General features: G+C 41.1%; 13 protein-coding genes, 1 tRNA gene and 2 rRNA genes. 1 reads left to right on the top strand and 15 read right to left on the bottom strand.

The window, feature by feature from the left end; genetic code table 11:
* Positions 1–45: 45 nt before the first annotated feature.
* The 6 genes from KPF51_RS09780 to KPF51_RS09805 all read right to left on the bottom strand — a co-directional run bounded on the left by KPF51_RS09780 (position 46) and on the right by KPF51_RS09805 (position 7,885).
* A 23S ribosomal RNA gene (locus KPF51_RS09780) occupies positions 46–2,943 on the bottom strand.
* Between the two features lie 225 nt (positions 2,944–3,168).
* A tRNA-Glu gene (locus tag KPF51_RS09785) sits at positions 3,169–3,244 on the bottom strand.
* A gap of 93 nt (positions 3,245–3,337) precedes the next feature.
* Positions 3,338–4,878, bottom strand: a 16S ribosomal RNA gene (locus tag KPF51_RS09790).
* The 16S and 23S rRNA genes sit together here with 1 tRNA gene alongside, the layout of an rRNA operon.
* A gap of 419 nt (positions 4,879–5,297) precedes the next feature.
* Positions 5,298–5,810: a menaquinone-dependent protoporphyrinogen IX dehydrogenase gene (gene hemG / locus KPF51_RS09795; protein WP_005718059.1), complete on the bottom strand. Its 513-nt coding sequence runs from the start codon at positions 5,808–5,810 to the stop codon at positions 5,298–5,300.
* Positions 5,810–7,273: a TrkH family potassium uptake protein gene (locus KPF51_RS09800; protein WP_010907193.1), complete on the bottom strand. Its 1,464-nt coding sequence runs from the start codon at positions 7,271–7,273 to the stop codon at positions 5,810–5,812. Before KPF51_RS09800 ends, hemG begins: the two co-directional genes overlap by 1 nt.
* Before the next feature lie 3 nt (positions 7,274–7,276).
* Complete coding sequence (locus tag KPF51_RS09805; protein WP_005749369.1) at positions 7,277–7,885, bottom strand: YigZ family protein; 609 nt, start codon at positions 7,883–7,885, stop codon at positions 7,277–7,279.
* A 77-nt stretch (positions 7,886–7,962) separates the two neighbouring features.
* On the opposite strand from KPF51_RS09805, the gene tusA reads away from it, so the two are divergent.
* On the top strand, positions 7,963–8,202 hold the full coding sequence (gene tusA / locus KPF51_RS09810; protein ID WP_005718056.1) for a sulfurtransferase TusA: 240 nt from the start codon (positions 7,963–7,965) through the stop codon (positions 8,200–8,202).
* A 57-nt stretch (positions 8,203–8,259) separates the two neighbouring features.
* Here tusA and KPF51_RS09815 read toward each other — a convergent pair whose 3' ends face one another.
* The 9 genes from KPF51_RS09815 to KPF51_RS09855 form a co-directional block, all read right to left on the bottom strand.
* Entirely contained in the window at positions 8,260–8,688 is a 429-nt protein-coding gene (locus tag KPF51_RS09815; protein ID WP_005718055.1) for a F0F1 ATP synthase subunit epsilon, read from the bottom strand.
* Positions 8,689–8,728: 40 nt separating this feature from the next.
* Positions 8,729–10,102 carry a F0F1 ATP synthase subunit beta gene (gene atpD / locus KPF51_RS09820; RefSeq protein ID WP_130561999.1) on the bottom strand — a complete coding sequence of 458 codons (1,374 nt, stop codon included), beginning with the start codon at positions 10,100–10,102 and terminating at the stop codon, positions 8,729–8,731.
* A gap of 17 nt (positions 10,103–10,119) precedes the next feature.
* Positions 10,120–10,989, bottom strand: coding sequence for a F0F1 ATP synthase subunit gamma (atpG, locus tag KPF51_RS09825; RefSeq protein ID WP_005718053.1), 870 nt, complete (start codon positions 10,987–10,989; stop codon positions 10,120–10,122).
* Between the two features lie 26 nt (positions 10,990–11,015).
* Complete coding sequence (gene atpA / locus KPF51_RS09830) at positions 11,016–12,557, bottom strand: F0F1 ATP synthase subunit alpha (RefSeq protein ID WP_005724203.1); 1,542 nt, start codon at positions 12,555–12,557, stop codon at positions 11,016–11,018.
* A 12-nt stretch (positions 12,558–12,569) separates the two neighbouring features.
* Positions 12,570–13,103, bottom strand: coding sequence for a F0F1 ATP synthase subunit delta (atpH, locus tag KPF51_RS09835; protein ID WP_005752058.1), 534 nt, complete (start codon positions 13,101–13,103; stop codon positions 12,570–12,572).
* A 13-nt stretch (positions 13,104–13,116) separates the two neighbouring features.
* The gene (atpF, locus tag KPF51_RS09840) at positions 13,117–13,587 is read right to left on the bottom strand and encodes a F0F1 ATP synthase subunit B (protein WP_005718050.1); all 471 of its coding nucleotides are present in this window, start codon (positions 13,585–13,587) and stop codon (positions 13,117–13,119) included.
* 79 nt (positions 13,588–13,666) lie between these two features.
* On the bottom strand, positions 13,667–13,921 hold the full coding sequence (gene atpE / locus KPF51_RS09845) for a F0F1 ATP synthase subunit C (protein WP_005718049.1): 255 nt from the start codon (positions 13,919–13,921) through the stop codon (positions 13,667–13,669).
* A gap of 56 nt (positions 13,922–13,977) precedes the next feature.
* Positions 13,978–14,772 (bottom strand): F0F1 ATP synthase subunit A, encoded by a 795-nt coding sequence (gene atpB, locus KPF51_RS09850; protein ID WP_005724193.1) that lies wholly within the window; start codon positions 14,770–14,772, stop codon positions 13,978–13,980.
* Positions 14,773–14,782: 10 nt separating this feature from the next.
* Positions 14,783–15,190 (bottom strand): ATP synthase subunit I, encoded by a 408-nt coding sequence (locus tag KPF51_RS09855; RefSeq protein WP_005718047.1) that lies wholly within the window; start codon positions 15,188–15,190, stop codon positions 14,783–14,785.
* Between the last annotated feature and the right edge of the window lie 110 nt (positions 15,191–15,300).

Consider the following 15,300-nt stretch of genomic DNA (forward strand, 5'->3'; position numbering starts at 1 on the left):
TTCGTCTAACGTCTCACTCAACACCCAAAAACACTTGAGCGTTGTATAGTTAAGCCTCTCGGGCAATTAGTATTGGTTAGCTCAATGTATCACTACACTTACACACCCAACCTATCTACGTCGTAGTCTACAACAACCCTTACTGACTTAAAGTCAGGGATGACTCATCTCTTGGCAAGTTTCGTGCTTAGATGCTTTCAGCACTTATCTCTTCCGCATTTAGCTACCCAGCAATGCCTCTGGCGAGACAACTGGAACACCAGTGATGCGTCCACTCCGGTCCTCTCGTACTAGGAGCAGCCCCAATCAATCATCCAACGCCCACGGCAGATAGGGACCGAACTGTCTCACGACGTTCTAAACCCAGCTCGCGTACCACTTTAAATGGCGAACAGCCATACCCTTGGGACCTACTTCAGCCCCAGGATGTGATGAGCCGACATCGAGGTGCCAAACACCGCCGTCGATATGAACTCTTGGGCGGTATCAGCCTGTTATCCCCGGAGTACCTTTTATCCGTTGAGCGATGGCCCTTCCATTCAGAACCACCGGATCACTATGACCTGCTTTCGCACCTGCTCGACTTGTCTGTCTCGCAGTTAAGCTTGCTTATACCATTGCACTAACCTGACGATGTCCGACCGTCATTAGCAAACCTTCGTGCTCCTCCGTTACGCTTTGGGAGGAGACCGCCCCAGTCAAACTACCCACCAGACACTGTCCGAGTACCCGTTTCAGGCACTTCGTTAGAACATCAAACGTTAAAGGGTGGTATTTCAAGGTCGCCTCCACAATGACTGGCGTCACTGCTTCAAAGGCTCCCACCTATCCTACACATCAAAATTCAATGTTCAGTGTCAAGCTATAGTAAAGGTTCACGGGGTCTTTCCGTCTAGCCGCGGGTACACCGCATCTTCACGGCGATTTCAATTTCACTGAGTCTCGGGTGGAGACAGCCTGGCCATCATTATGCCATTCGTGCAGGTCGGAACTTACCCGACAAGGAATTTCGCTACCTTAGGACCGTTATAGTTACGGCCGCCGTTTACTGGGGCTTCGATCAGGAGCTTCTCTTTCGATAACACCATCAATTAACCTTCCAGCACCGGGCAGGCATCACACCCTATACGTCCACTTTCGTGTTTGCAGAGTGCTGTGTTTTTAATAAACAGTTGCAGCCAGCTGGTATCTTCGACTTACTTCACCTTCATCCGCAAGGGACTACAATTACTGTAAGCGCACCTTCTCCCGAAGTTACGGTGCTATTTTGCCTAGTTCCTTCACCCGAGTTCTCTCAAGCGCCTGAGTATTCTCTACCTGACCACCTGTGTCGGTTTTCAGTACGGTTTAGATAAACCTGAAGCTTAGTGGCTTTTCCTGGAAGCAGGGTATCAGTTACTTCAGTCCCTTAAGACCTCGTCATCAGCTCTCAGTGTTTATAAAGACCCGGATTTGCCTAAGTCTTCCACCTACCACCTTAAACAGACATCCAACAGTCTGCTAACCTAACCTTCTCCGTCCCCACATCGCAGTTTATCCAAGTACGGGAATATTAACCCGTTTCCCATCGACTACGCTTTTCAGCCTCGCCTTAGGGGCCGACTCACCCTGCCCCGATTAACGTTGGACAGGAACCCTTGGTCTTCCGGCGAACGAGTTTTTCACTCGTTTTATCGTTACTTATGTCAGCATTCGCACTTGTGATACGTCCAGCAACCCTCTCGAGCCACCTTCATCCGCTTACACAACGCTCCCCTACCCAACAGAATAAATTCTGATGCCGCAGCTTCGGTGCTATATTTGAGCCCCGTTACATCTTCCGCGCAGGCCGACTCGACTAGTGAGCTATTACGCTTTCTTTAAATGATGGCTGCTTCTAAGCCAACATCCTAGCTGTCTAAGCCTTCCCACTTCGTTTCCCACTTAATATAGACTTTGGGACCTTAGCTGGCGGTCTGGGTTGTTTCCCTCTCCACGACGAACGTTAGCACCCGCCGTGTGTCTCCTGAGTATCACTCTTCGGTATTCGCAGTTTGCATCGGGTTGGTAATCCGGGATGGACCCCTAGCCGAAACAGTGCTCTACCCCGAAGGTGTCCGCTCAAGGCTCTACCTAAATAGATTTCGGGAGAGCCAGCTATCTCCCGGTTTGATTGGCCTTTCACCCCCAGCCACAAGTCATCCGCTAATTTTTCAACATTAGTCGGTTCGGTCCTCCAGTTAGTGTTACCCAACCTTCAACCTGCCCATGGCTAGATCACCGGGTTTCGGGTCTATACCTTGCAACTCAACGCCCAGTTAAGACTCGGTTTCCCTTCGGCTCCCTTATTCAGTTAACCTCGCTACAAAATATAAGTCGCTGACCCATTATACAAAAGGTACGCAGTCACAAGGTTGCCCTCGCTCCTACTGCTTGTACGTACAGGGTTTCAGGTTCTATTTCACTCCCCTCACCGGGGTTCTTTTCGCCTTTCCTTCACAGTACTGGTTCACTATCGGTCAATCAGGAGTATTTAGCCTTGGAGGATGGTCCCCCCATCTTCAAACAGGATTTCTCGTGTCCCGCCTTACTTATCGTAAGCTTAGTTCCACTAACATACTTTCGAGTACGGGATTATCACCCTCTTTGATTTGGCTTCCCAGCCAATTCCTCTAATATGCTAGCTAAAACTTACTGGCTCTTCCGCTTTCGCTCGCCGCTACTCACAGAATCTCGGTTGATTTCTTTTCCTCGGGGTACTTAGATGTTTCAGTTCTCCCGGTTCGCCTCAATAAACTATGTATTCATTTATTGATAGTAGATTCTTCATCTACTGGGTTTCCCCATTCGGATATCTTGGATTAAACGCCTCTTATCGACTCATCCAAGCTTTTCGCAGATTAGCACGTCCTTCATCGCCTCTGATTGCCAAGGCATCCGCCCTGTACGCTTAGTCACTTAACCATACAACCTCAAGTATTCTTACTTAATCTCAATTAATCCATTAACCTTTGCTAATGCATTAATCAAGTTTCATCACCTTGATGTTGTGTTTAAACGCTAAACACTTGCATGCCTTTTTTCATGCAAGATTTTTCTACTCAGACTTTCTTTCGAAAATCTCTTCAGTTTTTCAGCTTGTTTCCAATTTTTTAAAGAACAGTAAAGACAACAAAAGTCATCTTTAAATGGCGTCCCCACGGGGATTCGAACCCCGGTTACCGCCGTGAAAGGGCGATGTCCTAGGCCTCTAGACGATGGGGACAACATGTAAAGATGCTCTCCACTTTGCCATATGTTTTATTCATACAATCTACCAAACAATCTGTGTGAACACTTGCAGTCGCTTCATTTTAGGTAAGGAGGTGATCCAACCGCAGGTTCCCCTACGGTTACCTTGTTACGACTTCACCCCAGTCATGAATCATACCGTGGTAAACGCCCCCCCGAAGGTTAAGCTATCTACTTCTGGTACAACCCACTCCCATGGTGTGACGGGCGGTGTGTACAAGGCCCGGGAACGTATTCACCGCAACATTCTGATTTGCGATTACTAGCGATTCCGACTTCATGGAGTCGAGTTGCAGACTCCAATCCGGACTTAGATGCACTTTCTGAGATTCGCTCAAGCTCGCACTCTCGCTGCCCTCTGTATGCACCATTGTAGCACGTGTGTAGCCCTACTCGTAAGGGCCATGATGACTTGACGTCATCCCCACCTTCCTCCAGTTTGTCACTGGCAGTCTCCTTTGAGTTCCCGACCGAATCGCTGGCAACAAAGGATAAGGGTTGCGCTCGTTGCGGGACTTAACCCAACATTTCACAACACGAGCTGACGACAGCCATGCAGCACCTGTCTCTAAGTTCCCGAAGGCACAAGCTCATCTCTGAGCTCTTCTTAGGATGTCAAGAGTAGGTAAGGTTCTTCGCGTTGCATCGAATTAAACCACATGCTCCACCGCTTGTGCGGGCCCCGTCAATTCATTTGAGTTTTAACCTTGCGGCCGTACTCCCCAGGCGGTCGATTTATCACGTTAGCTTCGGGCACCAAGCATATAGCCCAATCCCCAAATCGACAGCGTTTACAGCGTGGACTACCAGGGTATCTAATCCTGTTTGCTCCCCACGCTTTCGCACATGAGCGTCAGTACATTCCCAAGGGGCTGCCTTCGCCTTCGGTATTCCTCCACATCTCTACGCATTTCACCGCTACACGTGGAATTCTACCCCTCCCTAAAGTACTCTAGACTCCCAGTCTGAAATGCAGTTCCCAAGTTAAGCTCGGGGATTTCACATCTCACTTAAAAGTCCGCCTGCGTGCCCTTTACGCCCAGTTATTCCGATTAACGCTCGCACCCTCCGTATTACCGCGGCTGCTGGCACGGAGTTAGCCGGTGCTTCTTCTGTAATTAACGTCAATGATGCTATCTATTTAACAACATCCCTTCCTCATTACCGAAAGAACTTTACAACCCGAAGGCCTTCTTCATTCACGCGGCATGGCTGCGTCAGGGTTCCCCCCATTGCGCAATATTCCCCACTGCTGCCTCCCGTAGGAGTCTGGACCGTGTCTCAGTTCCAGTGTGGCTGGTCATCCTCTCAGACCAGCTAGAGATCGCAGGCTTGGTAGGCCTTTACCCCACCAACTACCTAATCCCACTTGGGCTCATCTTATGGCAGGTGGCCCTAAGGTCCCACCCTTTCCTCCTCAGAGAATACGCGGTATTAGCTGCAGTTTCCCACAGTTATCCCCCTCCATAAGCCAGATTCCCAAGCATTACTCACCCGTCCGCCACTCGTCAGCAAAGAAAGCAAGCTTTCTTCCTGCTACCGTTCGACTTGCATGTGTTAAGCCTGCCGCCAGCGTTCAATCTGAGCCATGATCAAACTCTTCAATTCAAAGTTCAATCGCTCAATAAACTGCTTAGCTAAAAGTTTACATTTACTTCAAAAGTATCATGAATTTTCAGTATTAAGCACCTATTAAGACTTCAATTTTAAAATTTTTTAAATGAAATCAATCAACAAGTGCCCACACAGATTGTCTGTTAGATTGTTAAAGAACGTTGCACTAAGCAAGGACGAAAATGATAATCAAATCTCTATTCTATGTCAAGCCATTTTATTTTAAAGACTGCTTACCTTTTAAAACAACAAAAAGCATTATGCTTTCCTTTCGCTTGCCTCCCTTGCGCTGCGGAGGTGCATTATAGGGATTTCAGATTTTCAAGCAAGCGCTTTTTTCATTTTTTTTACTAACAGCTCTTTTATTAACCAAAAATGATTTTTCCGCTATAAAAACAAACAAAACATGTACTTTATTTAAGCTTCTCAAATTGCTCTGTGAAAAATTCAACTTTCTGCCAATCAGTGTATTCAATTTCTTTGCTGGTATCTGTTTCTCCACCTGTGATTTTCATAATCAAGCGAATCATTGTACGATCAAAAAAAGAATAGCGTGGATAATATAATGCTCCAGCAAAAACCGCCGCTAAATGCGGTTGCCAATCAATACGCTGTAAAAATTTTCTGACATAGACATTCGTTTCTGGCGTATCTTTTCCAGCCTTGCGCGCAGTAAGATTAACTGCAAAAAATGCATTTGGCTTTTGGCTCAAAAGTGCGGTCTGTTTTTTCACAAATTTATCAAGTACTTTATCAAAATGCCCATAGCGAATGGAGGCACCTATTACGATGCGATCGGCTTTCGTAATATCTGTCTTTTCTGTCAAAGGTTGTGTTTGTACATCACCACTTAATTTCGAAGCAATAAATTCTGCGATTTTTTTCGTTTGCCCATCACGGCTTGAATAGAGAATCAGTGTTTTCATTATTCTTTCCAAAAAGTAGGAGTAAAGAGAACCAATAAAGAAAAAATTTCTAAACGGCCACAAATCATGGCAAATGCAAAAACAATCTTGGCGCTTTCAGGGACATTAAGAAAATCTTGGTGGATCACACCAAGCCCTGGACCCGCATTGGTTAATGTTGCAAAAACAGATCCCATAGCATCAAACACATCCATACCACAAAGAATCACGGCAAAAACACAGACCCAATACACCAAAATAAAAATCATAAGAAAAGCCCAAATACTTTCTAACATCCGAATAGGTAAAATATTTTGTCCTAGTTTTATTGGTTGAACTAAATTTGGGTGGACAAGACTACGTAATTCTCTTTTAACTTGTAGCCATAAAATTAAAACGCGGATAGTTTTTAAGCCACCTGTTGTTGAACCACCACATCCGCCGATGACACTAGCAATGACTAATAACATAGCAGAAAATGCAGGTAAGTTATTCATATCAAAAATACTATAACCTGCGGTCATTGACATTGATGTCAATTGTAATGAACCCTGAATAAAAGCATCACTTAAATTTGTGAGGACGTCATAAAAATATAAAGAGAGAGAAAATAATAAAATAAACAGTACTTGTATCGCTACGAAAAAACGAAATTCAGGATCTTTCCAATAATTTTTCCAAAGACTTTGTTTACCGAGATACGTCAGCGCGGAAATATGCAAATTAAAATTAACCCCCGCAATCAGCATAAAGAAGGTTGTAATCAAATAAATAGTCGCATTATTGAAATACCCCATACTTGCATCATGGGTTGAAAATCCACCATTCGCTACCGTAGAAAAACTGTGTCCAATGGCATCAAATGCATTCATGCCAGCAAACCAATACGCTATTGCACAAAGAACTGTTAGAGAGAAATATAAAATCCACAGAAGTTTTGCTACTTCAGCAATACGTGGGCGTAATTTTTGTTCTTTTAAAGGACCGGAGGACTCTGCACGATATAACTGTGTACCACCTATACCTAATAAAGGAATAATCGCTACCGCTAATACAATGATCCCCATCCCGCCTAGCCATTGGAGTAACTGTCGATAAAATAAAATCGCTTTTGGAAGTTGGTCTAAACCTTCGATGACAGTAGCACCCGTGGTAGTTAAGCCAGAAAATGACTCAAAAATTGCCGAGGAAAAAGACAGGTGCGGTTTCTCAAACAACATGAATGGAATGGCCCCGATGCTGCCGAGTACTAACCAAAATGCCACCACAATTAAAAAGCCATCTCGAGAACGTAATTCTTCTTTATGGTGATGACAAGGCCACCACAATAACATACCAACAATAGCACTCATTACAAAAGTCTGCATAAACGCTTTACCGCCTCCATCACCATAGAGTAATGCCACAAAAGCAGGTGCTAACATGGTGAGGGAAAAACACATCACAAGAATGCCAACAATACGGATAATGGATAATATTCTCAAAATTTACTCTCTTTCTAATTGTAACTGTCCACTAAAACGTTCAATTAAGGCTTGTTCAAATGCTGTCAGTTTATCATCTCTGATCCCTAACTCAAATGCTACACGATCAACAAAATGTTGATTTATGATTATCACATCCTGTTTTTCACAAAGCAGTTGTAACGCATTAATATGACTATAATCACAGTGCACTTTGTAAGATTGACGTTGCACTTTTACTGCGGTTTCTAATAACGTCAGTGCTTGTTGCACACCGTTGCCATAAGCACGGACTAACCCTCCCGTTCCCAATAAAATGCCGCCATAATAACGCACAACCACAGCACAAATTTCACCAATCTTACTGCCTTGTAAAGCAGACAACATCGGCTTACCCGCTGTACCAGCCGGTTCGCCATCATCGGAAAAACCAAATTGTTGTGAATCATTGGGCGCGCCAGCAATGGTTGCCCAACAATGATGACGTGCTTGAGGGTGTTGAGATTTGATTTGTTGCCAAAATGCCTTTGCTTGTGTTAGGTTTTCTACATGTTGAAGATAAGTGATGAAACGGCTTTTTTTGATTTCTTCTTCAAAAATGACCGCACTTTTTGGGATTTTATATTCAATCATTGTTTTATTGAACTTCTACGCAATTTGAGTTTGGTGTATTATACCGCCTAAATATAGCCAACCAATGATAAAAATCAATGAATGAGATTAGGGTAACACAAACATTAGATACATTAGGCCTACGCTGTCCTGAGCCAGTTATGCTGGTGAGAAAACACATCCGTTTTTTAGAGGAAGGCGATGTTTTATTAGTTATCGCGGATGATCCAGCAACAACAAGAGATATTCCCAGTTTTTGTCAATTTATGGAACACACACTGTTAAAAAGTGAGATTGAACATATTCCCTTTCAATATTGGGTAAAAAAAGGCAAATAAAATTGAAAAAGAAAGACCACATGATGTGGTCTTTTTGGTATTTAAAGTGCGGTCAAATTAGCGTTTATTTTTGACTAATTTTTCCGTTAATTCATAAGCACGGAGTTTCGCTAATTCTTTAGACAGTTTCGACGCCAACATTTCATAATTAGCATCGCCATGACGCGTACGAATATTTTCTTCTGCACGTTTTTTAGCAGCTAAAATACGATCGCCATCTAATTCATCACCACGAATCGCCGTATCCGCTAATACGGTAACCACATTGGGTTGAACTTCTAAAAAACCACCCGAGACATAGATCACTTCTTCTTTTCCGTCTTCAAGAGTTAATTTCACAATACCGGGTTTAATCGCCGTAAGGAGTGGGGTGTGACCAGCTAAAATACCCAGTTCACCCTCAATACCTGTTGCTTGAATACTCTCTACTTGACCAGAAAAAATCTGTTGCTCTGCACTTACTACGGTTAAGTTAAATACTGACATTTTTTCTCCTTCAAGCCTGATTAGTTGCTTTCAGAAGCAATTACAATTTTTTCGCTTTTTCTAATACTTCGTCGATGGTACCCGCCATATAGAACGCTTGTTCTGGGATATGGTCATATTCACCGTCTAAAATACCTTTAAAGCCGCGAATTGTTTCTTTTAATGGAACATATTTACCTGGCGTACCATTAAATACTTCCGCAACGAAGAACGGTTGTGATAAGAAACGTTCGATCTTACGTGCACGAGCAACCACTAATTTATCTTCTTCAGATAACTCATCCATACCAAGAATTGCAATAATATCTTTCAATTCTTTATAACGTTGTAAGGTTGTTTGTACACCACGTGCAACGTTGTAGTGTTCTTCACCCACGACTAATGGATCTAACTGACGAGAAGTTGATTCTAATGGATCCACTGCAGGATAAATACCTAATGACGCGATTTGACGACTTAATACTACAGTAGAGTCTAAGTGTGCAAAAGTTGTCGCTGGCGATGGGTCAGTCAAGTCATCAGCAGGCACGTAAACGGCTTGAACAGAAGTAATAGAACCTGTTTTGGTTGAAGTAATACGCTCTTGCAGAACACCCATTTCTTCTGTAAGGGTTGGTTGATAACCTACCGCAGATGGCATACGACCTAATAATGCAGAAACTTCTGTACCAGCAAGAGTATAACGATAAATATTATCAACGAAGAATAAGACATCACGACCTTCATCACGGAATTTTTCCGCCATGGTTAAGCCTGTTAATGCCACACGTAAACGGTTACCTGGTGGCTCGTTCATTTGACCATAAACAAGAGACACTTTATCTAATACGTTAGAGTCTTTCATCTCATGATAGAAGTCGTTACCTTCACGCGTACGCTCACCTACCCCCGCAAAGACAGAGTAACCTGAGTGCTCAATTGCGATGTTACGGATTAATTCCATCATATTGACGGTTTTACCAACACCCGCACCACCGAATAAACCTACTTTCCCCCCTTTCGCAAACGGACAAACTAAGTCGATAACTTTAATTCCCGTTTCTAAAAGTTCAGTACTGTTAGATTGTTCTTCATAACTTGGTGGCGCACGGTGAATAGACCAATTCTCTTCTGCACCGATTTCACCTTGCTCATCGATTGGTTCACCCAATACGTTCATGATACGACCCAATGTTTTCGTTCCCACTGGAACAGAAATTGGGTTATTCGTATTTGTTACGCTTAAACCGCGTTTTAATCCATCAGATGATCCCATTGCGATACAGCGAACTACACCACCACCTAATTGTTGTTGAACTTCAAGCACTAAACCTGTTTCAACATTTAAGGCATCATATACTTTTGGTACTGCATCTTGTGGGAATTCAACGTCAATAACCGCACCGATGATTTGTACAATTTTTCCAGTTGCCATTACCGATCCTCTATTTGTTAAATTGCTGCTGCACCGGCAACAATTTCATTTAATTCATTTGTAATACTTGCTTGACGAGCTTTGTTATAGACTAACTGTAACTCATTAATTAAGTTACCTGCGTTATCTGTTGCTGCTTTCATGGCGACCATTCGAGCGGCTTGCTCAGAAGCAAGGTTTTCAACTGCTGCTTGATAAACCTGAGATTCTAAATAACGAACCAATAAATTATCTAATAATACTTTCGCATCAGGTTCGTAAATATAATCCCAAACTTGTTTTCTTTCGCCTAATTCATCATTATCTAATTCTGGTAATGGAATTAATTTTTCCAATACTGGCTTTTGCGACATCGTGTTAATAAATTTGTTATAAACTAAATACACAACATCTACTTCCCCTTTTTTATAAGCATCAATCATAGAATTGACTGAACCAATTAACTGCTCAACAGAGGGAGTATCACCAATACCTGAATCTTGGGTTAAAATTTTAATTCCCAAAGATTGGAAAAAGTTGATAGATTTAGAACCGATTAAACTCAATTGAACAGAAACATCTTTTTCTTTCCATTCTTTCATTTCATTTAATACAGTTTTAAACAAGTTCACGTTTAAGCCACCACAAAGACCACGATCTGTGGACACAACAATCATGCCCACTTTTTTTACTTCGCGATCCACTAAAAATGGATGCTTGTAACCAATCGTTGCTTTGGAAACGTGGCTAATCACGTTACGTATTGTTTCTGAATAAGGGCGTGAAGAAGACATGCGTTCTTGCGTTTTACGCATTTTCGAGGCAGCAACCATTTCCATCGCTTTAGTAATTTTTTGTGTACTTTTTACACTCGCGATTTTGGTTCTTATCTCTTTAGCACCTGCCATTTTGTCTCTCCATTTAAAGTGTTAACTTACCACGCACTGTTTGCTTTGAAGCTATCCAAAATGCCTTTTAATGACTCTTTAATTTCATCATTGTAATTGCCAGATTGGGTTAACTCACGCATAAAATCAGCATAGTTATGGTTAGCATACTCTAAAAGTGCTGATTCAAATGAACCAATACGATCTAAGTCCACTTCTTCTAAGTAACCAAACTCTACTGCAAATAACACTAATGCTTGTTGTGCTACAGATAACGGAGAGTATTGTTTTTGTTTCAATAATTCAGTTACTTTTTGACCATGTGATAATTGCTTACGTGTTGCATCATCAAGATCCGAAGCGAACTGAGCAAATGCCGCTAATTCACGATATTGTGCAAGTGCAGTACGAATACCACCTGCTAATTTTTTAATTACTTTAGTTTGCGCTGAACCACCTACACGAGATACCGAAATACCTGGGTTTACCGCAGGGCGAATACCTGAGTTAAATAAATTAGATTCTAAGAAAATCTGACCATCAGTAATCGAAATCACGTTAGTTGGAACGAACGCAGAAACGTCACCCGCTTGAGTTTCAATAATTGGAAGTGCGGTTAAAGAACCCGTTTTTCCTTTTACTTCACCATTCGTGAAACGCTCAACATATTCTTCATTTACGCGAGAAGCACGCTCAAGTAAACGAGAGTGTAAATAGAAAACATCCCCTGGGAATGCTTCACGACCTGGTGGGCGACGTAATAATAATGAAATTTGACGATACGCAACGGCTTGTTTTGATAAATCATCATAAATGATTAATGCATCTTCACCACGATCACGGAAATATTCACCCATCGCACAACCAGAATATGGTGCTAAATATTGTAAAGCAGCAGATTCTGATGCTGATGCAACAACAACGATTGTATTTTGTAAGGCACCATGTTCTTCTAATTTACGTACTACGTTAGCAATAGTTGATGCTTTTTGACCAATTGCAACATAAATACATTTGATACCTGAATCACGTTGATTGATGATGGCGTCAATGGCTAATGCCGTTTTACCGGTTTGACGGTCACCGATAATTAATTCACGCTGACCACGACCGATTGGTACCATGGAGTCAACCGCTTTATAACCAGTTTGTACTGGCTGATCAACCGATTTACGATCGATAACACCTGGTGCGATCACTTCAACTGGTGAAAAACCATCGTTTTCGATCTCACCTTTTCCATCGATTGGCTCACCTAATGTATTGACGACACGACCTAGTAAGCCACGACCAACTGGGACTTCAAGAATACGACCTGTACATTGAACTTCCATTCCTTCAGCAAGATCTGCATAAGGTCCCATTACTACTGCACCCACAGAATCTCTCTCAAGGTTAAGCGCCATCGCATAGCGATTGCCTGGTAATGCAATCATTTCCCCTTGCATCACTTCACTTAAACCGTGAATACGGATAATTCCGTCACTCACAGAAACGATTGTCCCCGTATTACGAGCTTCACTCACAACATCGAATTGGGCAATGCGTTTTTTAATCAATTCACTAATTTCTGTAGAATTTAGTTGCATTTTTTATTCCTCTTATAATTGCAGCTCATTTGCTAGACGAGACAGTTGTCCGCGACTACTTCCATCGATAACAAAATCATCTGTACGAATAATTACACCTGCGATCAGTGAACTATCTAAGCTACAATTTAATTTAACTTTACGAGCCAATCTTTTTTCCATTGCGCTAGCAATTTTTTGCTCTTGCGTTGCATTTAATGGTTGTGCTGATATGACCTGAACTTCTGCTACTTTTTGGTGCTCTTCAACATAATGTTGAAATGCTTGATAGATAGCAGGAAGCACTTCCAAACGCTTATTTTCAGCCATTAACCGAATAAGATTTTGCCCATATTGATCAAGTTGTTCGCCACAAATTGAAATTACTGTATCGGCAAGTTTACTAGCAGAAAGCGAGCTTTTTAAAAAAGTTTGCATTGTTTCATCTTTGATTAATTCGGATGAAAAATGCAACATATTCGCCCATTTTTCTACTGTATTTTGCTCAATAGCAAAATCAAATGCTGCTTTGGCATAAGGGCGAGCTATTGTAGTTAATTCTGACATAAGCCCAACCTTCTTATAGTTCTGCAACTAATTTATCAATAATGTCACTGTTTGCCGCTTCATCAACTGTACGACCCACAATTTTCTCAGCACCCGCAATCGCAAGCGATGCAACTTTAACACGTAATTCTTCTTGAACACGTTTACGCTCTGCTTCTACTTCAGCATAACCTTGTTCAATAATTTTCGCTTTTGTTGCTTCAGCTTCTACTTTGACTTCTTCTAAAATTTCATTGCGACGTTTATTAGCTAAATCAATAATTTGCTGCGCTTGCATTTTGGCTTCAGTAATTTCTTGCTCAACTAAAGCTTTCGTATCTGCTTGCTCTTTTCTCGCCGCTTCTGCCGATGCTAACGCATTTGCAATTGAACGTTGACGCTCTTCAATCGCTTTAATAATTGGCGGCCAAACAAATTTCATACAGAACGCAACAAAAATTGCGAACGCGATAAGTTGACCAATTAGTGTTGCATTTAAATTCACAACCACTCCTCCTTATATAATCATTGTTTATATTACTCTGTAACAGAGTAATTATTTGCACCTATTCGCAAATCAATAATTATTTTAATAGGTCGATGAATGGGTTAGCAAAGATAAATAACAACGCAATACCTACAGCAATCATTGAAATCGCATCTAAAAGACCTGCAACAATAAACATTTTGATTTGTAAGCTGCTTGCTAATTCTGGCTGACGAGCTGATGACTCTAAGAATTTACCCCCTAAGATAGCAAAACCTAAAGCCGTTCCTAATGCTGCTACAGCAAGAAGAATTGCAGATGCGATGATTGTTGTAGTAATTACAGTTTCCATAATGTTCTCCATAAGATTGAAATTTAGACCCAAGGTCTGGTTTTGTTTATAAAAAATTAATGTTCTGCTTTGTTATAACCCATACTCAAATAAACCACTGTAAGCATCATAAAAATAAATGCTTGTAAGGTAATCACAAGAATATGGAAAATAGCCCAAGCCAAATGCATGAAAATGCCCATTGAATTAAGTGCAAAATTATTTGCCATGTACATCACTGCAATAAGAATAAAGATAAGTTCACCTGCATACATATTCCCGAAAAGACGGAACGCCAAAGAAACAGGTTTTGCTAATAATGTGACTGATTCAAGCGCTAAGTTAACCGGAATTAACAAAGGATGATTAAAAGGATGAAGCGTATATTCTTTAACAAAGCCACTCATACCTTTTGATTTGATTGTATAGAAAATAATTAAGAAGAAGACACCAATTGATAAGCCTAATGTTCCACTGATATCTGCTGTTGGAACAGCTCTTAAGTATTCAATACCAAATAAATGGGCTAATTGAGGTAGGAAATCCACTGGGATCAAATCGATAGCATTCATAATGAATACCCAGCAGAAAATAGTTAATGCTAATGGTCCAACAGCATGACGAGGACCATGGAAATTTTCTTTTACGATCCCATCAATCCAATCAACCATTATCTCAACAAAACATTGCATCTTGCTAGGCACACCCGGTGTTGCTTTTTTTGCAACTTTTGAAAAAACAAAAAGAAAAATTGCACCTGAAATAATTGAAAATAGAAGGGTATCTAAATGAACATGCCAGAAAGAATCCCCTGTTTTCAAGAATGCTAAATGGTGCCCAATATATCCCGCTGTTGTAAGCTCTGCTGCCATAACTAATCCTTTATTGATATTTATGAAAATGCTTTATATTTAAGTACTTACTTATAAAAAATGGAAGAATATTGTTTAAAACTATTGTTATAAAATATCCAACAAAAAATGCAATAAAATGCATTGAATTGAACAGTTTAAAAGCAAGTACAATCAAAAAAATTGTGGATATAAATTTAACGGCCTCTCCACCATAAAATGTTGTTAACTTATTCGAAAATTGTTGTTTTTTTGTAAAAAAAACGAACCAAACAAATAAACAATGTGGAATAAATATCGCCAATGACCCCAATATAAAAGATATCGCGACTTGCCATTGATAACCCAACAAACAAATCAAACTAGCTAACAATACGCCCAGTTCAATACCCAGTGCAATTTTATATTGCTTTTTAGCTTGATAGATTACTTTCGACATTACCTGTATTCACTGCATTGAAACAGTATAAATAAAAACAAAATTGCTGTGGATTATACGCTAGTTTTAATACTATTAGAAATTAAAATATGTGAACAAGATCACAAAAT

It is taken from the genome of Pasteurella sp. XG20 (assembly GCF_018968665.1).
Lineage (GTDB): Bacteria > Pseudomonadota > Gammaproteobacteria > Enterobacterales > Pasteurellaceae > Pasteurella > Pasteurella multocida.

Excerpts from the sequence above, each read along its gene's own strand:
- KPF51_RS09855 (WP_005718047.1), bottom strand. The coding sequence starts at position 15,190 with ATGTCGAAAGTAATCTATCAAGCTAAAAAGCAATATAAAATTGCACTG.
- atpG (WP_005718053.1), bottom strand. The coding sequence starts at position 10,989 with ATGGCAGGTGCTAAAGAGATAAGAACCAAAATCGCGAGTGTAAAAAGT.
- KPF51_RS09815 (WP_005718055.1), bottom strand. The coding sequence starts at position 8,688 with ATGTCAGTATTTAACTTAACCGTAGTAAGTGCAGAGCAACAGATTTTT.
- atpB (WP_005724193.1), bottom strand. The coding sequence starts at position 14,772 with ATGGCAGCAGAGCTTACAACAGCGGGATATATTGGGCACCATTTAGCA.
- atpA (WP_005724203.1), bottom strand. The coding sequence starts at position 12,557 with ATGCAACTAAATTCTACAGAAATTAGTGAATTGATTAAAAAACGCATT.
- atpH (WP_005752058.1), bottom strand. The coding sequence starts at position 13,103 with ATGTCAGAATTAACTACAATAGCTCGCCCTTATGCCAAAGCAGCATTT.
- tusA (WP_005718056.1), top strand. The coding sequence starts at position 7,963 with ATGAATGAGATTAGGGTAACACAAACATTAGATACATTAGGCCTACGC.
- atpD (WP_130561999.1), bottom strand. The coding sequence starts at position 10,102 with ATGGCAACTGGAAAAATTGTACAAATCATCGGTGCGGTTATTGACGTT.
- KPF51_RS09805 (WP_005749369.1), bottom strand. The coding sequence starts at position 7,885 with ATGATTGAATATAAAATCCCAAAAAGTGCGGTCATTTTTGAAGAAGAA.
- hemG (WP_005718059.1), bottom strand. The coding sequence starts at position 5,810 with ATGAAAACACTGATTCTCTATTCAAGCCGTGATGGGCAAACGAAAAAA.
- atpE (WP_005718049.1), bottom strand. The coding sequence starts at position 13,921 with ATGGAAACTGTAATTACTACAACAATCATCGCATCTGCAATTCTTCTT.